Origin of the sequence: Lactobacillus hamsteri DSM 5661 = JCM 6256 (assembly GCF_000615445.1) — a bacterium.
In the GTDB taxonomy this organism is placed as follows: domain Bacteria; phylum Bacillota; class Bacilli; order Lactobacillales; family Lactobacillaceae; genus Lactobacillus; species Lactobacillus hamsteri.
In genome coordinates this window covers 1-21,681 of record NZ_BALY01000032.1, presented here as the reverse complement: position 1 = coordinate 21,681, position 21,681 = coordinate 1, and the positions used below count along the sequence as shown (strand labels likewise).

The following is a 21,681-nucleotide window of genomic DNA, read 5'->3' as shown; positions in this document are numbered from 1 at the left end:
TTTATTTATTGCTTATTATGCAAACTTTACACGTTTAATATGTTTGTTGTTTACTCTAGCCCATTCTGTAAAGAATGCCATTCCAAATCCAAGAGCAGCAATTACACCTGCAAAGATCATTGCTAAAGTTGAGCCATTTGCAGATAATGCTTGGCTAGTTGTGTTAAAATCAGATGCTTCATTCATCTGAATAATCAATCCTGAAAACAACATGGCTAAACCACTTAAAGTTAGCAAGCCATAAACAATTGTCAAGATTTTCATTTTAGTTAACTTCATATATAACCATGTCCTTTCTAAATTTATAAGTATGCATTATACACGCCTCATTTAGAAAGTCAAGGAAAACATGAATTAATTTAACTCGTGCTTAGGTTTAGGAATATCTTCAATATTGATTCTTGGTTCCTTGTCTTCACCAGCAATATCTTCAGACTTCAATTCTGAACCTAAAAGTTCATTTTTCGAATCATCCCCAACCCCAGCTGGCATATTAAGCTGCAAAATTTTATCTTCTTTTGCTTGTTTCTTTTCCTCAATCTTCTTGAGTACAAACTTAGTACCCACAATTGTCGCAGCAGTTGCTGCTCCGACCGCTGTAGCAGTGATTCCGATAATTTCTAATGTATTTAGTTTTTTCATATATAGCACCTTCTTTTTCTATAATTTAACCGTTTACATGTACTTAATTATAACTTATTGAAAAAGACATTTCATCTTTGATGCTTATTACAGTGTGTGAATACTAATTATATATAACATTATTTTCACGATTGTTATAGAAATTAAATTATTAGTGTTATACAATAAATCTGATTTTAATTGGAGGAGAAATCATGAAAAAACATAACAAATTTTCAATTGCTATTATTGCGGCGTTAATGAGTGTTAGCGCATTTTCTATGACTGCCAAGGCGGATGAAAGTCCATCTGCATCATCTACTGCAGTAAATATTCAAAAATCAGCTATTAATAAAAACGATTATTTAGGAACTAAACCTAAGATTATTCGTTTAAAGCACGCTACAACTTTATATAAGGATGCTGATTTAACTGAAAGTGATCATAGTGCTAAGGCTGGCTATCATTATCTGATTAGCGATTTAGTGAATAACAGTGATCAAGTTTCTGTACTTCGAACAAAGTCTGGATTATACATCCCTGCTAAAAAATCTTTGATCAAATCTGTCAAAGCTTATCAAAACCCTAAAGGCTATCACCAAATTCACTACACTCAAGTAAAACCTTATGGAAAAGTGGGCTATAATCTTTACCGCGGTTACGAAGGTATTAAAACTTGGAAAGTAATGCATAGATTAGGTACATGGGCTGGACATAATTACTACAATCAAGCTACTTATAATGCCGTAAAGAATTTCCAAAGAAAACATAATTTGCCTGCTACTGGAAATGTCAATTTAAAGACCTGGACTAAGTTAGGTTTTTCTAAAAAGTCATGGTACGATATTGATAATTATATTGCTCCATTAAGGGTTCAAGCTTGGCAAGGGAGAAAAGCTCACATTGAAGCAATGATCAATCAAGCATATAAATATATGGGTAAGCCTTGGCTTGCTGGCTGTTCATCTAGCCCTGCTTACGGCGTTGATTGCTCGGGTCTTGTTATGCAAAGTTTGTATGCCGCAGGTCTTAGCCCTATTCCAACAAGCTCAATCGGTCATGCTCATCCCGGGAATGAATGGAATTCTCGCAACCTTTGGGCAGATAAGCATTTGAAGCGTGTACCCTACTCACAACGTCAACGTGGTGATTTAGTATTTTACTACCAACCTGGTACACACATTATTTGGCACATTGCTATTTACTTAGGTCACAATCGTGTAATTGAAAGCTGGCCACCTTGTGTAATGGTTCAACCTATTGTTAATGGTCAACGTAATGTAATTGCCGGAATCAAGCGTCCGTTTATTTAATTAATAGTTCATATAAAGAGGAGTATCACAAATTTGATACTCCTTTTTTCTATTCATTGTTTATCGGTCGAGCATAAGTAACCCGCTCTTGATCTAAAATACTATGAAAAGATCTTTTAATTATTGAACGATGGACCGAACCTACAGGATCAATTCCGCCAATTTCAATAATTTGCGTTTTTCTTCCTTTATATGGACCGTCAATAATTGCCGTATGTCCGTTTGGACCATAACCGGAACCGACGTTTATGATCACTACATCGCCGGGCTTAACATCTTTAGCATGAATTTGCTTGAAGTATTGATGATAAGTTTTTGCATCGTTTTCCATGATCGGGGTAGAAAAAGCCTTTTCGCCAACATTATATCCGGCTTGTTTCATTACTAGCCAAATAAAACTTGAACAGTCGGCAAAACCATCTTTTCGGGGATGCTTCCAATTACCGAAGTCCATCCTTTGATCGTTAGTTCCATAGTGAAAATAACCGATCATCTTTCGGCTTTTTTTAATCATTTCACTTTTATAATGCGAATCATCAGTAAATTGATAAGAATTATATTCCTTCATTATCCATCTGCCTATAATAAGTATTCCAATAATCGTTATTAAGCATGTAAGTATTCGTATACCCTTTTCCATAATTAAAGTATACCTTTAAATATTCAGATTTAATATTGAAATGCTTATCTTCCGCGACGATCAATCTCTTGTTTTGCGGCACGTCTAGATGGGCTTTCGATTGAAGCTAAGAACAATCCACCGAGTAAAACTATAATTGCAATAATTTGTGAGGTCATATATATTCTCCTTTTTATGAAATATTTATCTCTGTATTTTTAACTTGAGTATATTCTATAGGAAAAAATCATTCTCAAAAATTACCAAATGCATATGCTAGGATACGCTAAGCGAATGCTGATGATATTTTGACGATCATGCATGGTCCTGTATAATTAGCTTATTAATTCATTAAGGAGGAATTATGAGTACTTTTGCCTTAATCAATTTGCTACTATTAATTATTATTTTTGGCATGTGTTTTTACCTTATATATACGTTCAACATTCGAATTGATCGTACGTACATTCAAGCACAAGGATTATCTGATTCCGCGCGAAAATTTGTCGTTAACTATGAAATGCTTGAATCATGCAGTATTGGCTGGGTATTTAGCCTTATTATTTTTAAATATTTCATCTGCCCTTGGCGTCATATAGAAACTAGTTGGATCTCCCACCAGATCTGGATAGGCTTCATTTTATACCTTGTAATCGAAATAATTGGGGCTTTTATTCTATTCAAACTAAAAAGAAAACAATAAAATTGCTAAATTTCCTATTAAATCAAGCTTTAGCGGTTCCCAACTCGTAAAGTTAATGGTACAATTAATGAACGTAAAAGGTCTTAAAAGACCTTACATCTTAAGAAAGAGGTTTTTTGTTATGGCATCAGTAAATAAAGCTGAATTAGTAAACGAAATTGCTGAAAAGACTGGTATGAAGAAGAAGGATGCAGAAGCTGTTCTTGCATCAACTATTTCAACCATCCAAGACGAATTAGTTAAGGGTAACAAGGTTCAACTTATTGGCTTTGGTACTTTTGAAGTTCGTCACCGTGCTGCACGTAAGGGTCGCAACCCACAAACTGGTAAGGAAATCACTATTCCTGCAACCCAAGTTCCAGCATTCAAGCCAGGTAAGGCTTTGAAGGAATCAGTTAACAAGTAATTTTCTGATAAAACTATGTAAAGCTTAAATGCCGTATTATCAACATTTAGCTTCAAAATAAAACTATAGAAAACTATAAAAATTTTGAAGTTGGCACACAATATGGCACACAAAAAAAGACTCACACCAGAGAGGTTAATCTCTGATGTGAGTCTTTTTTCCGTACGGCCGTAATAGGCTCCGTAGAGTATCTATCACTTGTTAAATTTATTATACCATCTTTGCAAACTTAGCTGGCACCCATTGACTATCAGCAGCGAATTCATGCTTTTCTGATCCAGTACCGCCTAGGAATTCAGCTTCATGAACTGCATTGGTAGCAATTTTTCCTAACCAATCTAATACTTGGCCAATACGAGTTGCTTTATTAATTTTGCCTTTATCTCTAGCATAAATAACAGCAACAATACCGACCAAGTAACTTAAACATGCAATTGCAATATAAATCCAATCTTTAATTGTCACTTTCAGCCGTTAAAAAATCGACTCTTACAACGTATCTACACACTGTAAGAGTCGATCATTCTCTTCCTTAGTGTAATCACGATCACTTTCTTATTGCTTAAACATTCCTGTAACAAAAGGCAATAAAACTTGCATTAAGTTGTAAAAATCGTGCAAGCTTATCGTCTCCTCACTGTGTCGCCTTTTGGGAACACCTTGGGTAAAAAATAATGAAACATCGTTTTTACCATAGCCAAGGACTTGTAGCATTTTTGCTAATTCATTAACAGAAATAACAACAATTCCATTTTCACGTTTCCAATATGAACCCCTACTCATTCCTAATTTGCGCGCAAATTCAGATTGATCCCATCCTTTAGCAACGCGCTCCGCTTTTAAACGGTTAAGATTTAAGTTTAATTCGTTCAGTGTTTCCTACCTTTTATTGTGATCCCATTTAGGAACAGCTAAAAGATATATTCTTTGTTCCAATATGTCAACCACTTTTTTATCTTTGTTACTTTTTATTTCTTTTTGGGAACAACTGTAATACAATAAAAGTTGTAAAGGAGAAGAAGAATGCGTAGTAATGAGGAAGTAGTTGACTATGTAAATGAGTTAAGAAAAGAACGACATATGTCAATAAATGAACTTGCTAGAGAAACTGGATTAGCTAAATCAAGTTTATCCAGATATTTTAATAAAACCAGAGGATTTCCGGTAAATAAAGTAAACCTTTTTGCTAAGGCTTTACATGTAAAACCAGAAGAAATATTAGGTATTCAGCCTACAAACATGAAGCCACTCTCTCAATCAGGGATGCACGCAGTTCGCCTCCCTATCATTGGCACAATTGCATGTGGCACGCCTATTTTGGCTGAACAAAACATTGAGGGCTATACTACTGAGCTATTCACTGAAAAACCAGATGGCACACTTTTTGTTTTAAGATGTCAAGGTGATTCCATGGAACCTAAAATTCCAAACGGGGCTACTGTTGTTGTTCGTGAACAGCCTACTGTTGAGGATGATGAAATAGCTGCAGTCTTAGTTGATGACAATACAGAAGCCACTTTGAAACGCATTAAACACATTGGTAAGCAAGTAATGCTGATGCCGGAGAATATAAAATACGACCCTATTCTTCTTAATGCTGAAAATCCTGGTCGTATTCTAGGTAAAGTTATTAAAGTTAGTTACGATTTATAATTTTTTGTCCAATAACTGAAGACAATAAAAGCTGAAAATGTTTTTTGGAGGCAATCATGAAAAAGAAAGTGTTTATAACCGCCTTAGCTTCAATTGCTTTGGCTACAAGTATAGGTACTGTAACTTCTATCAAGCCTAATGATGTTCAAGCTACAAAAATGCCTAAACAAAAATATGTTAATAAATTTTATAAAAGTGAAAATTACCAAAAAAACTGCATATTATAAAGTGATTATGGGCCATGATGAAGCTCACAATAAATATAAAAAGATGGGCTATTTAAAGCCAGGTCAGATTGTTTATGTACGTGGCAGAGGTGTTGTATGGGGATGGACAATTGGAAAGAAATATAATTATTGTTCTTTCAGAAATTCATATGATTATTCTTGGTTTACTACAAATTTAAAGACTAAGAAAAGAGCTAAAACCAGATCTACAAAATCAAACAATAAAGCTACATTTACTCATAAAAATGGTACTTACACATACAACGACAAGTATTGCACTATCTCATTCAATGGGGATGCACAATACCATAATGCCAAACCTGGAAATCCTGCAAATGTAACTTTAAATTTGAGATTTAAGAATAAAACCAAAAACACTGTTGCTGCAGAAAAATATATTCAACAACGCATTAAAGTATCTCAAAGTGCCGATTACTTGAATTTTAAAGTAAATCACAAACGTGATATTAAACATCTGGGTTGGGTTGATATGGTTGGCCACAATAAATACGAAACCGTCCCAATGATTATTACAGATGATATAAATCCTGAAGATAATTTTGTTCTTATCTTCTCTGCTCCACATGCTTCAAAGGAATCAGGTGTTGCTATCTTTTCACCACTTGCTGATGAAAAAGATCAACATACTACATCCCCTGCTAATACGGTAAAAGTTAACCCTAATGCGACTGTACCTACAGTTTCATCAAATACAATTCCAGAATTCACCTTCCCTGCTAGTGCTAATTCAATGGTGGCCAAAGCCAACATTATCTTTTCACTTCAAGGAAATGAACGTAAAGCTGCAGATTTGGCTCTCATGAAAGAAATGGGTATGGTAACTAACGGCCGTCCTGATGTTTCATTCGAAAGATTCGAAACTCAATTAAGATCAATTACTAACGGTTTTAATCAAGCAGCAAATTGGATAATTAACGGTCAAAGATAATTATTTTTAAATAAAAAAGCTTTGTCGGTCTGGTAAACCAACAAAGCCATCATATGATACAAATTATGTCTCTTGACACAATAAGTCACATAGGTTAACATAAAGTTAATCAAGTTAAGTGATCGCTATGCGATCAGACCAAAAGGGACATGTATTATTACATGTCCCTTTTGTGTTGGAGGTGTTTTCATGAATCCAAAACCTTTTAAAACTATTGATCAACAAATAAGTATATTAAAGAGTCGTGGATTGCTAATTCAAAATGAAGAAGCCGCTAAAAATAATCTTCGTAGATATGGTTACTATGAAATCATTAATGGTTACAAAGATTATTTCTTAGATAATTCTAAAGATAATGAAACTGAAGTGTTCAAGTCCAATGTTACATTTGAACACATATTTGCTTTATTTACTTTAGACAGAAATTTAAGAACTCAGGTAATGTCTGCTCTTGAAATATTTGAATCTAATTTAAGACAAGCAGTTGCATACACAATATCTGAAAAATATACTGAACTACAAGATAATTATCTAAAGCGGTCGAATTATCGAACTGGAAAAAAGCAATATTATCGCTCATTAGGTCGTGAAGCTTATCCCATTGATGTATTATTAAATATTCTTAAGCGCATTACTCATTCAAATGCTGAACCATTTAAACACTATAGAGATAAACATGGAAATATTCCTCCATGGATTATTGTTAAGAAATTAAATTTTGGAAATTTAATTTGGTGGTACCAGTTGCTTAAGGGTAAACAAAAAATAAATGTAATTTCAATAATGACAGGCTTAGAACCAACCTTAATTGAACAATTACCTGATTTTGAAAAAGGTTATACATCATTATTGTCTTTATATCTTGATTACAGAAATACAGCTGCACATGGTGGCAGAATTTATAATCATTTTTCAAAAATTCATGAATTACCATATAACAAAGTTATACATACATTAATGGATATTTCACCGGCTGATTATAGAAATAATAAAGGAAAAAGTCGATTAGGAACCCTAGCAAAAGCTTTAAATATTGCGAGTGATAAAACCCCTTATAATGAATTAAGAATAGGTTTGGGTATTTATATAAATCAATATTTGGAGCTATATCCTGATGAAAAGACTTATCTTTATAATCAAATGGAATTAGATGCTGATTATTTAAAACAAGATTTTTGGGAAGAAAAAAGCAATCGTCCACAGTGACAAAAAACTGAAACAAAAAAGCTTTGTCAGTCTGGAGAACCAACAAAGCTCTAAACTATTCAGCAATGATTTGGCAGTCGTGCTGAATAGCAAATCAAATCAAAACTATTCAAAAAGATGAACAGTAGTGCGTAAAAAGCATTACGCCTTTTACGTACCCTATTTTAGCAGATAAAAGTGGTATTTTAAAATGGCAGTTTATAAACGCAACGGTACTTGGTATGCAAGAATTTATTGGCGCGACAACTTAAAGAAACGCCATACTAAGCCTCAGGGTGGATTTAAGACTAAAAAAGAAGCTTCTATTTGGGAAGCAGAAACTAAAACAAATTTATCTCACGGTTTAAAAGTTGATAAAGATCCTATATTTGCAGATTATTATGATAAATGGTATCAAACTTTTAAAAAGCCCAATATTAGATCAACTACTCGCACAAATTATGAGGCAATATTGAATTTAGTTAAAGAATACTGGGGAAATACACACATAAGCAATATTGATAGAACTTCATGGCAAGCTTTTATGAATGAACTGGGAAAAACTCGCTCATATGGAAGAATGAGAGAGATAAATTCTTCTTTACATTCCTGTATAAAAACCGCTGTTGCTGACGGAATAATTAATAGGGATTTTGCCCTTCAGATAACTGTAGCCGGAAACAATTCACGTACTAGAAAAGGCAAAACCAATTTACCTAACATTAGTCAAATAGAATCTATTGTTAAATATTGTAAGGATCATAGAGACCTTAAATCCCCTTTTGCATATTTAATTCTTACCTTATTATTAACTGGTTGCAGGTCTGGTGAAGCAAAAGCTCTAAAATGGCATAACATACACTTTGAAAATAATACTATTGATATTCATCACAGTTACAATCAATGGAAAAAGGAAAACGGCCCTTTGAAAAATAAACAATCTTATAGAACTATCGCTGTTCCTCATGAATTACTCATGCTGCTAAAAGAATTACAAGCAAATGATCACGATTATGTATTTGCTGGACGTATTGGAAGACCTGCAACAGAAAAATATGTATCTAGTTACTTTCATGATACATTAACAGATTTGGAAATACCTAATGACTATTTAGTAGTTCACGACTTACGCCACTGTCATGTTGCTTTGCTTCACCATGCAGGTGTTGATTGGTACGCAATAAGTAAACGTCTGAGACACAAAGATTTAACTATTACACTTAATACTTATGGCTTATTTAGCTGCCGAAGATATAAAGAAATCTGATGATCAAATTCGATCTACGCTTCAAGAAATTATGTAGTTGGCACACTTTTGGCACACACGTAAAAAATCAAAGTGGCATAATCATTGATATATCAACAATCTAAGAAGACGAAATATAGTTTGAATCAGTTAACAAGTAATTTTGCTTTTAACAAAACTAAAACACGCTATTCCTATGTGAGTAGCGTGTTTTTTGTTTGGATTTGTTTTCAAGTTTAAAAATTAGCTATAACGTAATAACGTTTGTTATACTCTTATGCGTAGATATAAATAATAAGGAATTGAAAGTGAGAATAAAAATGAAGAAGCATAACGATGTTTTGTTGTATGCTGAAGCTAATCAAAGACAGCGCTTCAGTATTCGTAAGTTATCAATAGGAACAGCATCAGTTTTACTTGGTACTTGTTTCTTTTTAGCTGGTCAAAATAATAATGTTGAAGCTGATACCTTACCTACTACTCCAAATTCATCAGCCGTAGAGGTTGACCACCAAAATGATGAAAGAACAAAATCAGCAATTGACAATGTTCAAAAAGATATTGGAGACGAAGGTACTGTTGATGAAGATGGAGCTACCACTATCGACCGTACAATTCATTATCAAGAAAAAGATACAGGTAAAACTTTGTCTGGGGATGTTGAAGAAGATATTAGTATTGTTCCCTACTATAAAAATGGACATTTAAACATTACTTATCATGACGATACTGATAATAAAGATATTGAGGGTTCTGACAACATTACTCAGTACGTGGGCACTAAGATCAAGGATAACGAAGTTAATAACAAGATTAATTCAAAGAAATCTGATTTAACTAAACAAGGTTATGACTTTTCTTCAACTGATAATTCTGGCTTAGACAACTCACATAAATTTACTGAAAAGGATCAACATATTGTTGTTCACTTTAAACATGGAATTTCATCTGTTGATGAAACAAGAACTGGAACTCAAATTGTTCATTATGAAGGTGCTGGAGATCAAACTCCTAATGATACATCTGAAACTGTAACTTTTAACCGAACGAACACTACTGATAATGTTACTAAGGAAGTTACTTTTGGAAAGTGGGATAGTGACGGCAAAACTTATACGGAAGTCCCTACTCCAATCATTAACGGTTATATTGCTGATATAACTAAAGTCGGTGGAGATACAGTAACCGCTACAGATAAAGATATTGATCGTAAATATATTGTAAAATACACTCCTATCGGTAAGATTATCCCAGTTGATAAGAACGGCAATCCAATTCCAGATCCGTCAAATCCTAATAACAATGTACCAAATACTCCATATATTAATGATCCATCTGATCCGACTAAGGTTAAACCTGATGAAAAGACTCCCGAAATTTCAGGTTGGCACAGACAAGATCCAAGTCAAACTACTATTACTCCTAACGATCCAACCAAAGATACTCATGTAGTTTACATTAAAGAAGCAAATGGAAAAATCGTCTACATCGATGATGATGCTAATAATAAACAATTATCATCTGACAAATTCAATGGTGATGTTGGTGACAAGATTAATTACAGTACTGCTGACAAGATTGTAGCTTATGAAAATCAAGGCTATAAGTTAGTATCCAATAACTTTAAAGATGGTAATGAAACTTATAAGGAATCTGGCAACAGCTTTGAAGTTCACTTTGTTCACAACCTTATTCCTGTAACGACAAAGACCCCACATGGTGTAGATCCATCAATGGTTCAAAAGGATGTTAAGGAAACTGTTAAGTACGAAGGTGCTGGCGACAAGACTCCTAAGGATGTTGTTCAAACTTCACAATGGACTCGTCAATTAACGATGGACCAAGTTACTGGCCAAATTATTCCAAATGGTAAGTTGGATAAGGACTGGGCAATTGCGTCAGGTCAAAAGACTAACTATGATGAAGTTAAGACTCCAGAAGTTGAAGGCTATCATCCAAACCAAGCAGCTGTTGTTTCAACTCCAGTAACTCAAGAAGATATCACTAAGATCGTAACTTACTCACCAAATGGTCAGGAAGTTAAGGATCAAAAAGATGTTCCAGCAACTCAAACTACTAAGTTTGTAGATGACAATGGTAAGGAAATTGCTGAAAAAGTTGTTCAAAATAGCAATTTCCACTACAGTGGTGATACTTACGATAAGGTAACTGGCAAGCAAACTGCTACGGGTTCATGGGATGCAGAAAGCCATAAGTTTAATTCAGTCAATGCCCCAGTAATTAAGGGTTACGTTGCAGACGCTAAGACTGCAGAAGGCTTAACTGCTACTATTGAAAATCCAAATGTAGAAAACAAGATCGTTTACCACAGGATTGGTAAGATTATCCCAGTTGATCCAAATCACAAGCCAATTCCTGATGCACCAACACCTGATTACGAGAATGATCCTAGCGATCCAACTAAAGTAACTCCAAACGAGCCGATCCCAGAAATTGATGGCTACATTCCAGTAGATCCAACTCCAATCACACCACAAAACCCAACTAAGGATACCCAAGTTGTTTACGTTAAAAAGGCTAGCGGTAAAATTGTTTATATCGATGATACCGATAATAAGGATTTAAAAACTGAAACATTTTCAGGTATTGTTGGTAACAATATTGATAACACTACTACCGATAAGATTAAAAATTACGAGAACAAAGGCTACGAATTAGTTTCAAATAATTTCCAAGATGGTAAAGAAATTCTAACTGACGGTAAAAATTATTTTGAGATTCACTTGAAACATCAATTTATTCCTATAAATCCTCAAAATCCAGGTAAACCAGGACAACCAATCAACCCTAACGATCCAGAAGGCCCTAAGTTCCCAGCTGATTCAAATAAGGTAATCAAGAACATTACTCGTACTATTCACTACGAAGGTGCAGATAACAATACTCCTAGTGATATAACGCAAACTGTTCACTTTGAAGCTAATGGCGTTCTTGATAAGGTAACTGGCCAATGGATCACACCATTGACTTGGTCAGGCGATCAAACTGTTGAAGGCGTTAATACTCCTATAGTTGAAGGTTACTACGTAACTAATGTAAACAAGGATAGTGAAGACAAAACAAATGTTGACAGTAAAACTATTGCCCACGATGGTTCAGATTACACTGTAACTGTTCATTATGCTCCATATCAGAAAGCCCAAGTAATTTATATTGATCGAGATATGAATAATTTAGAACTTGAAAAATCAGATTTACTTTATGGTAAACCTGATGAAGATATCGATTATACCACTAGCAGTGTAATAGCTGGGTATGAAGTTAGGGGATTTCATGTTATTAAAGATGAATTTCCAAAGGATAATCCCAAGTTTGATGATGATAATAACACCACGCAAATTTATAAAGTAATCTTAGGACATGGTACTACAACCATAAGTCCACAAAATCCAACTGAAAAGCCTATAATATATCCTATGTTCTTCGCCAGCTTCATTCAAATGCCTTCAACAATTGACGAAGATGATCAACCTACAGTTTACTATGCTTTAGTTGACAACAAGCAAAATAAAATCATCGCTAAAGGACTAACAGAAGACGAAGCTAAACGTAAATTTGCTGAAGTTGAGTCACCAAATATCCCTGGATACAGATTAGTCGATCTTACTCAAGAACAAATTGACAACCTCTGGGTAAATCGTCATTCTAATAAGCATACAGACATTACCGTACTTTATGAAAAAATATCTTCCCCAACTGGAAATAATGACAATGGTGGCAACCCTGAACCAAGTCCAGATCCACAAAAACCTGATACAGATAAGCCGGACAATCCAACCCCACCTACCCCATCAGATGATGGTGACAAGAAGACTCCTGAAGATAAGCCTCAAACTCCTTCTCCTGAAAAGCATAAAGATAAAAAGACTCCAAAGAAGGAACACTCTAAGAAGCCTACGACTCACACGCATAAGGATAAGTCCTCAAAGACTGCCCCTATTGCTCATGAAAAGAAATCTCATGACAACAAGCGTTGGAGTCAAACTGCAGCAACACATGCACAGAATCTTGATGCAAGCAGTAAGAAGAAGCACGTTACTACTTCAAATATGTCTCCATTAAGCGAAAACTACACTAGAGCTAAGAAGTACAGTATCGGAACTAACGCCGACAAGAGACAAGCTCTTCCTCAAACTGGTGAAAAAGCAAATGAATTTGGTTTAATCGGTTTAGGACTTGCATCTCTCGCAGCTTTAATTAGCTTAGCTGGAGACAAAAAGCGTAAAAACTAGGATAAACTTATCCAACCAAAAATCAACTAGATAATCTAGTTGATTTTTTCTTAAATTAAAATAATATTTAATTCTTGCCTTGAATACCTTTTCATAACTCAAAAAGTAGCAGAATACAGTAACGTTTGTTATACTTTAATCGTATCATTATACTTTTTAAACAATTGATGGTATATATAAAGTATGTGTAGATATAAAATAATAAGGAATGAAAGTGAGAATAAAAATGAAAAAGCATAACAATGATTTATTGTATGCTGAAGCAAATCAAAGACAACGCTTCAGTATTCGTAAGTTATCAATAGGAGCAGCATCAGTTTTACTTGGTACTGTTTTTTATTTGGGCGGAAACGCTAGTGTAACCCACGCTGAAGAAAAGGTTGAGTCTCAACAAGCTCAAAAAATCGAAAATGGGGGGGTAGCATCCCCTGCTTCTACTGAGGCAACGACTGATTCAGTAAATTCAGCTCCTCAAGGTAATGTAGATTCTCATTCTAATACTGAAAATGGTACTAAGGATAACAATTCTAATGTAGCAACTCAAGCTACTTCAGAAATTCCTGAAAAAGTAACGAAAGGATTAGAATCTTCAACTCCTAAAGAACTAAGTACTGATAATAATGAAACCCAACATTTCTCTCCTACTGAACATAAAGTACCAATGCCTGTTCAAGCATTAGCTGAAAGTAAAGTTGACAGCCAAACTAAGCAGACCAAGATTAGTTATGTTGAAAATGGTGAAAGTAAAGATAGTGTAACCGTTAATACTGGAAATACAGTTCAAATAAACTTTCAAACCAATGATTACGAGGCTGGTGATAAGTTTACTTTTAAGATTCACCCCAAATCTACTGAAGGTGATATTGATATTACTACTGATTCTGGTCATAATCCTTATACGATCACGCCAGCTAATGATAAGCCAAATCAAGCTTTAGTAAGCGAAGTACAAAGTAATAAAAATGAATATGAGTTTACTGATACGATGAAAGGCGCAGGAACTTATAGTCAAATTATTGCTATTAAGACTTCTGATTATTTTAAGGCTGATAAAGTATATAAAGATGGTACTTATGAGATTGCAATTGATGTCTATAAAAATGATGACATTAAACCTTTTACAACTAGTACTTTTAAACAAGTAATAAATCACTATCAATCAATTTCTTGGCCTTATAATCCTTCTAGTGATAGTCTTCACAACATTTACACAATGGATGATCAATGGGTATCTAATGGCACTATTTTGCCTGATACAGATTATAAATGGAAATTAAATATTGATATTAATCCATTTTATAATCAAGAAACCCAAGTTACTATTCCAGTTCCTGATAATTTCACTTTAAATCAAAATGAAACAAATACTAACAGTGATAATCTTAAATGGTTGGATAATTATCATGCCACTATTTCACAAAATGGTAATAATTTAATTATTAATTTCCCTAAACTCACAGATGATCAAGTAAAAGAGTTAAATAATATCTCTACCGCTTATTCTCAAACTCTTTCTACTTACATAATAGGTAAAATAGGTCAATATCCTGCTGAAACAACCACTGTTTCAGGTAAGGATAGTATTAAGATGGAATATAATTTGGGCAATAATCAAAAAACAAGTAGTGATTATCCCCTCCAAGCTATTATTTTAGGTACTAATAATCCTGTTGATAACACACCAATAGGTAATTTGTTTTCTGGCAATATTGATCCTGATAAACATAATAAGATGCACGATTATTATCCAGAACAACCAGAAAAAATTACTACTAAAGAAGATAGCAAACAAGGTATTCATGCTCTAAACAATAATGTAAGTTTAAGTAGTACATCTGCAAAGGTAATTAATGATATTGACGCAACCGTAATTGTTCCTGATGGAATGAACATATCTTCAATTGCTAACGAAATTTCAAGTGATTCTAATCCTACTTTCCAATATGAATACCTTGATGGAACAAAATCTGATACTTTCACTCAAGACAAAATTCTTACCGCACCTAGTGGTAAATTTATTAAGAATATTCATGTTCATATTGATAAAGCCAATCCTTATCATCAACTCTTTAACATTAAATTGATGGGTGTTTTGGCTGATGAATATCGTGGCGACAATGATGAAACAGCAAGTAAAAATTCTGATCAAAATCAGCCTGCTAAGTACGACAAGGTAAGTAATCTAGATTCCTTAACCACTAAAATTAAAGTAACTTTAGCTGATTCAGATACTAATTCTAATCATGCTGCTAGTATATGGTCTGCCGGACAAATAGTTTTAGATAAAAATCCTGATACAACTATTCATTTAAATCAGCATTATGCAACGGGTAAGCAAACAGATCAGCAAGCAGGACACAAAGGTGGTACGATTTCAATTGAACCGTATGACTTCCAAAATGAAGTGCCAAATAATACTTTTTATGTAGTATTACCAGAAAATGCTTTATTAGATCCTGATACTCCATTTACTGATTTACCTAAAGACGCTAAAGTAAGTTATCTAAATATAAATAATCGTAATATTGTTAAAATTCAAATTAACAGTGGAAAACGTGAAGATTATGCTTACAAGACGTTCACATTAAATCTAGATAACTCCTCAGTAGTTACCAATAAGACCTTGGAAAGTAATTATCATGTATATGTTGCCATTCCAAATGGGCAAAAAGAATATTATTATTATTCTAAACATTCTACAAAATCACCTATAACCTCAAGTGATTTTTTACCATTGGTAGAAAATAATCCCAACGCATATTCACTTACTGATGGAAATTGGACTCTTGTAACTTCGGTAGTTACGCAAACAACTACTCAGTCAAAAGGTAATCAAAACTCTGATTTTACTTCTGTTGGTAAATCAGATGATAAAGGATCAGCAGATATGAGTTTCAGTTCATCTATTATCAATGGTGAACCAACGGATCTTGAAAATGTCACTACAATTTTACGAATGCCGAATACTACTAAGGATGGTAAATTTGGAGATGGCAAATCTGAATTTAATTTTCAATTAAAAAATCCAATCAAAGTAATAAATGTTACTGATGGAAATAAAGAAGTTACTGACGGCATCCAGATCTTATATACTACAGAGACCTCTTACAAGACAAAAGCAATGAAAGAGATCAGCACCTCTGATTGGCAAAACGATTTTACTTCAACCGTCCCTACTGAGCTTTCTAAAGTTACTGCAGTTGCCGTAAAAATCGCAAAAATTCCACCTCAATATCTTTACAGAATAGTCGCAGAAGGTATTGATCCAACTTTAGCTATCGACGCTGGTAAGACTGCGTATGTTGCTAACAAGATTTGGGGCGATCATCTATTAGAAAAGAACGTTGAAGTTGGTAAAGAAGCTAACGATAAGGATCAATCTGTTTCAGCCAAAATCTCTGTTTCCGGTCAATCCACTATCCATGTAAAACTTCATTATAAAGATGCTAATGGTACTGATCAGTACATTCCAGTTGATGACTTAACTCTTAAAGACAATGAAGATACTTTAACTAAAGACGCTGTTCTCAAAAATTCATTTGGTATAGATGCTGAAACTTTAAAGAAATACGGTATTACAAAAGATAATATTAATAATATTAATGATAATGAAGATTTCAGAAAAGAATTAATCAAGAAGTACCCTACTCTTGCTAATTATGCTATAGACTTCAGCAATCCTAGTGATCCATCTAAAGATCCTGAAAATAAAGGTAAACATGGCTATGCCAATAATGCCAAAGATAATGCAGCTGGTTGGGGTAAAGTGGCTCAATATTACTTTGATGGTGATCAAATTGTATTTGAATTGACTAAATTACAGGATATGAGTCAAAGCATTCATTTTAACCGTCAAACTGATTACATTTCAAACGCTACAGGGAAACAAATCAAACCGCAATTTAATGAATCCAATATTGCACAAAATAGTTTTAAGGCAATTTATGATCCTTTAACTAAAAATTTGGTTAATAATTTTAGTTACTATGCTTATAAATCTCCTAATAACATACTGGGATATTCTCTTGAGAGTAATGATAAAACTTTAGTTGGACCATCGTATATCGATATTAATAAGATTATCAATGATAATAAAGATCAATTATTAAGCCCTAAAAATAATATCGGTATGAAAGTCGACATTACGAAAGATAGTAAAGGCTACCATTCTACTATTAGTGAAGATAAGCGATTACCCAAGGATACTATTTCAGTTGTTTACCATCAAACAGCACATTATGCACCGAGCCACGCTAACTTAATTACCATGGTTCCCGGACAAAATAATGAGCTAACAGCCATTGCTAATAACATTGACCAGGACGGTAATGCGAATAAGGACATTAATTTTGGTGTCACCGATGAGCAGCTAGCTAAAACTGGGTATACTTATAAGGTTTACTACGTTCCTAATAGCTACGAAGGTCAATTAAACGATGCAATTACCAATAATGACTATGAATACCTAACTACGGCCTGGTTAAATGATAATGATTCTTATGATAACCTAGCTGCTGCTTTAGTAGACCACCCAGAGTTTGATGATGCTTGGGATGATGGTTCTGATGCCAATGAGCACAATAATGGTTCAGCTGAATTTGCTCGGCTCAATAGCCAGAACTTTGTCGTTGTTTATACACCGATTAACCAGCGCCCACAAGAAGTTTATATTACTAGTGATAACGACCCATTTGCTTATAACAACTTGCTCAAGGATTATGCAATGCCAAAAGCAATCGTTTCAGATAAGGCGCTCCAACAAAAGCTAATTGACCAAATTAAGCAACAGATGAAGGACGAGGATGCTGACCAAGAAAGTCTGCAGCACTTATTAAACTTGGCTGAAGCCGGTCATTTTGACTATATTTATAAGATGTCTGGGAAGGCCGGTCAATTACCAATCTTATCTGTTGAAGACATTCATTCATTCAATAGCTATGGAACACTACCGAATACCGATATTTCTAATCCAGAAACGGGTGAGGTTACTCCGCTTTATCCGCATCTCGATCAGAATAATTCGAACATGGTAGATGCTACAATTCAGACTAACTTATATACGCGAAACGGTCACTATATCCAACAGGTAACCCTGTCTTCTGCAGACGGCTCTGGGAAAAAGATTGTTCTCACCCATACTTTTGATCCTAATAAGAATCCGGAACAAACTGATAGTGATACTACTGGGGATGCAGCATTATTACAACTGCTGAACTACCTAACTAACCAGACACCGGGTGATGCTGGGTTCAGCTACCAGATTAGTAATGTGGATAATGGTTGGAAAATCAGTGTCGACGGACTGCCAAATTCAGCGGTTGTCACTGATGAAGACGGCAATAAGTTCATAAATATCAATAATGCAGATCGATTCATCTACAATGACACGGATTATAATGCTGATCAAAGTAGTGATCCTAATCCGCAAATTATAAATTTCCACTATGCGACAATCAGTCCAGAAAATAGCGAAGATCAGCAAAATAAGGTTACAATCCATTATATCGATGTTACTGGTGTTGAGCCAATGGATATTAATCAGGCAAAAGAAGATTATGGCTTTAACTTTGCTCCAGGTACTAAGTACAGTCAGCAAGTAAATGCGGGTAATGAATTAACGGATATTCCTGGTTATGATGACAACCGATCAGGAGTGGTATCGGCAATTAGTAAGGACTTTACTTTCGACAATACGGCCAAGGATAATGAAATCCTGAAAGCATTAGCTGACCAGGGCTATTACCTTGTTCAACGTGATCGTGAAACAACTGGTCAGCATCCCTTTGATATTTATGCTTCGGACCAGTCGACTGGCGAATATAATGGGAATTATCCTGCTTATTATACCGGTTCCTCTTCAGAGCAGAATTACTATGTTTACCTTAAGAAAGGAAGGAAAGTTAATTACCAAGTCATTCTTGAAGATAAGAATGGTCAGCAAATGAAGGTATTAACAGGTTCCACTCTACTGGGTTATGGTGATCCAACCGATAAGATTGCCACAACCCCAATTGGTCAAGATCATACCGTGGACACCGACACGATTGGTAAGAAGTATGATGCCATTATGGAAGGACTTAAGAAACAGTATCCAAACTACACTCTTGTAGTCACGGGGAATCCTAATTCTAAGTTAACGGTTTCTGATGAAATTGGTACCGATGAAACCTTTGGTGATAAGGACAATGACTTAACAAAGACCATTTACATGGTTCCTAAGTACGGTAACGTTACGGTTCACTATGTTGATGTTGATAAGGCTGCTGAAAATCTTAAACCAACTGATGGTAAAACCATTGATAATAACGAGCACAACTTTACTTTCAATGGTCACGTTGGAGACGATTTCTCAAGCAATCTTTGGCAATATCCAGATGATTGGGAATTCGTAACTCAAAGTCCTGAAATTAAGGGACACACCTTAACTAATCAAATTCCATCCGACCTTTACGTTTACCTTAAGCACAAGCATACACCTATCAAACAAACTAAGACAGTTAATGAGACTATTAACTACGTTGATCAAGATGGTAATCCTCTTCCTAAGAATGTTAAAGATACAACTAAGCGAACTATTACCTTTAAGACTACTGACGATAGTTATCATGATGAAGTAACTGGTGATGATCATATTGTTTGGACTCCTGAAGGTGACTTTACTAAGAACGGCGATCAAATCCAATTTGGTACTGCGGATACTGGTGTTGAAGGTTATGACTTAGATAAAGATGCCACTAAGAATGATAAGAGTAATCCAACGGATGTCCTTACTGGTGAAAATGTTTCTGCTGTAACTGTCGATCTAAGTAAAGAATTAAAAGATATAACTCTTACCATCCACTACAACAAGCAATACGAAACTCACATTCATTACATTGATGTAAATGATAGTGAGAAGACTTCTGGCTATAAACCTGAAGATGGTAAGGCAATCGATAACAACAGCCACAACGTTGATCATAATAACGGTCACATCAATGACCCAATCTTCCCTAACAACAAAACTCCATGGAACTTCGCAGATGCTGGATGGATTTTAGCAGAAACACCATCAACTTCAGTAACTAAAGAGATGACTTTGACTAAAGATACGCCAAAAGACATCTATATTTACTTGAAGCATGATACTACTAAGCCATTTAACAAAGATATGCCTGGTACTACTCCTATCCACGTAACCGAAACTATTCATTACGTAGACGAAGCTGGTCATCCTGTTGCAGATAAAAACGGTAATACGACTGCTGAAAGTACTAAGACAATCACTCTTACTCCTCAAGGTTACTTCGATAAAGTAAAAGGCAAGAATGTTGTAACTGGCTGGACAACTAAAGACGGTAATGAATTCCCTACTTTTGCTATTCCTGAATTTGATGATTTCTTTGCAATCTCTGCAAATCATACTGACCAAAATAACTCCAAGGTTGATGACTTCGATAAGGACAATAAGCAAGTTAAGCCTGTTTCTTATTACGCAACTGATGATGATCAAAATATTGATGTAACTGTTGTTCTTAAGAAGAAACATAGTGAACTTCAACACAATAAACCAATGAAAGTCACTGAAACTGTTCACTATGTTGATGAAAATGGCAATCCTGTTAAATCAGACGACAAGGTTGAAATGACTTTGACTCCTGAAGGTTACCACGACAATCAAACAAATGAAGATGTTATTACTGGTTGGACTTCAAGTCTTGATAATTCAGAATTCCCTACTCATTCTACTCACGTTGATGGTTACGACATTGACATGACTAAGACGAAAGCTTCTGATGTTTCAGATGATCATAGTGAAGTTAAGGCCGTTAAGGTTACTGTCGAAGACAACCAACAACCTGCTAACGTAAAAATCACTATTCACTACACCAAGCAAGCAGGATCTACTATTATTCCTCCTGATGGTGGAGATAATAATGACAATGGTGGCAATCCTGAACCAAATCCGGACCCTGAAAAGCCAACTCCAGATAAACCTAATAATTCAATCCCACCTACTCCATCAGATGATGGTGGCAAGAAGACTCCTGAAGATAAACCTCAAACTCCTTCTACTGAAAAGCATGAAGATGGCAAGACTCCAAACAAGAAGCACTCTAACAACCCTAGTCACAAGAATAAGAATTCTAAGAAGACTCATCCAAACAAGTCTTCAAAGACTGCTCCTGTTGCTCATGAAAAGAATAATAAGAAGTCACGTGACAACAAGCGTTGGAGTCAAACTGCATCAACACATGCACAGAATCTTGATGCAAACAGTAAGAAGAAGCACGTTACTACTTCAAATATGTCTCCATTAAGTGAAAACTACACTAGAGCTAAGAAGTACAACATCGGTACTAACGCCGACAAGAGACAAGCTCTTCCTCAAACTGGCGAAAAAGCAAATGAACTCGGCTTGCTCGGTTTAGGACTCGCTTCACTCGCGGCTTTAATTAGCTTAGCTGGAGACAAAAAGCGTAAAAACTAGGATAAATTTATCCAACCAAAAAGGAACTAGATAATC

The 21,681-nt window shown here is 34.8% G+C and carries 14 protein-coding genes; 9 read left to right on the top strand and 5 right to left on the bottom strand.

Annotated features, from left to right (window positions below; genetic code table 11):
• Positions 1-15 precede the first annotated feature (15 nt).
• Positions 16-279, bottom strand: a complete 264-nt coding sequence (locus JCM6256_RS07720) for a hypothetical protein (RefSeq protein WP_025081157.1) — start codon at positions 277-279, stop codon at positions 16-18.
• 75 nt (positions 280-354) lie between these two features.
• On the bottom strand, positions 355-642 hold the full coding sequence (locus tag JCM6256_RS07715; protein ID WP_025081156.1) for a hypothetical protein: 288 nt from the start codon (positions 640-642) through the stop codon (positions 355-357).
• 194 nt (positions 643-836) lie between these two features.
• Between JCM6256_RS07715 and JCM6256_RS07710 the strand changes: the two genes are divergently transcribed.
• Positions 837-1,934, top strand: coding sequence for an NlpC/P60 family protein (locus tag JCM6256_RS07710; protein ID WP_025081155.1), 1,098 nt, complete (start codon positions 837-839; stop codon positions 1,932-1,934).
• A 49-nt stretch (positions 1,935-1,983) separates the two neighbouring features.
• Here JCM6256_RS07710 and JCM6256_RS07705 read toward each other — a convergent pair whose 3' ends face one another.
• Positions 1,984-2,502 (bottom strand): CHAP domain-containing protein, encoded by a 519-nt coding sequence (locus tag JCM6256_RS07705; RefSeq protein WP_025081154.1) that lies wholly within the window; start codon positions 2,500-2,502, stop codon positions 1,984-1,986.
• A gap of 821 nt (positions 2,503-3,323) precedes the next feature.
• On the opposite strand from JCM6256_RS07705, the gene hbs reads away from it, so the two are divergent.
• Complete coding sequence (hbs, locus tag JCM6256_RS07690; RefSeq protein WP_420835910.1) at positions 3,324-3,662, top strand: non-specific DNA-binding protein Hbs; 339 nt, start codon at positions 3,324-3,326, stop codon at positions 3,660-3,662.
• Positions 3,663-3,872: 210 nt separating this feature from the next.
• On the opposite strand, the gene JCM6256_RS07685 is transcribed toward hbs, so the two are convergent.
• Both JCM6256_RS07685 and JCM6256_RS10095 read right to left on the bottom strand, forming a co-directional pair.
• The gene (locus JCM6256_RS07685) at positions 3,873-4,127 is read right to left on the bottom strand and encodes a phage holin (RefSeq protein WP_025081151.1); all 255 of its coding nucleotides are present in this window, start codon (positions 4,125-4,127) and stop codon (positions 3,873-3,875) included.
• Between the two features lie 90 nt (positions 4,128-4,217).
• Positions 4,218-4,535 carry a helix-turn-helix domain-containing protein gene (locus JCM6256_RS10095; RefSeq protein ID WP_025081150.1) on the bottom strand — a complete coding sequence of 106 codons (318 nt, stop codon included), beginning with the start codon at positions 4,533-4,535 and terminating at the stop codon, positions 4,218-4,220.
• A 150-nt stretch (positions 4,536-4,685) separates the two neighbouring features.
• Between JCM6256_RS10095 and JCM6256_RS07675 the strand changes: the two genes are divergently transcribed.
• The 7 genes from JCM6256_RS07675 (at position 4,686) to JCM6256_RS07645 (ending at position 21,645) form a co-directional block, all read left to right on the top strand.
• A complete protein-coding gene (locus tag JCM6256_RS07675) occupies positions 4,686-5,315 on the top strand; it encodes a LexA family protein (RefSeq protein WP_025081149.1) in 630 nt (209 codons plus the stop codon).
• Between the two features lie 56 nt (positions 5,316-5,371).
• Entirely contained in the window at positions 5,372-5,542 is a 171-nt protein-coding gene (locus JCM6256_RS10615) for a hypothetical protein (RefSeq protein ID WP_155833179.1), read from the top strand.
• Positions 5,543-5,549: 7 nt separating this feature from the next.
• Entirely contained in the window at positions 5,550-6,491 is a 942-nt protein-coding gene (locus tag JCM6256_RS07665) for a hypothetical protein (protein ID WP_025081148.1), read from the top strand.
• Between the two features lie 189 nt (positions 6,492-6,680).
• Entirely contained in the window at positions 6,681-7,697 is a 1,017-nt protein-coding gene (locus JCM6256_RS07660) for an Abi family protein (RefSeq protein WP_025081147.1), read from the top strand.
• 190 nt (positions 7,698-7,887) lie between these two features.
• On the top strand, positions 7,888-8,943 hold the full coding sequence (locus JCM6256_RS07655) for a site-specific integrase (protein ID WP_025081146.1): 1,056 nt from the start codon (positions 7,888-7,890) through the stop codon (positions 8,941-8,943).
• Between the two features lie 299 nt (positions 8,944-9,242).
• Positions 9,243-13,175 (top strand): mucin-binding protein, encoded by a 3,933-nt coding sequence (locus JCM6256_RS07650; protein ID WP_025081145.1) that lies wholly within the window; start codon positions 9,243-9,245, stop codon positions 13,173-13,175.
• Between the two features lie 226 nt (positions 13,176-13,401).
• A complete protein-coding gene (locus JCM6256_RS07645; protein WP_025081144.1) occupies positions 13,402-21,645 on the top strand; it encodes a mucin-binding protein in 8,244 nt (2,747 codons plus the stop codon).
• Positions 21,646-21,681 lie beyond the last annotated feature (36 nt).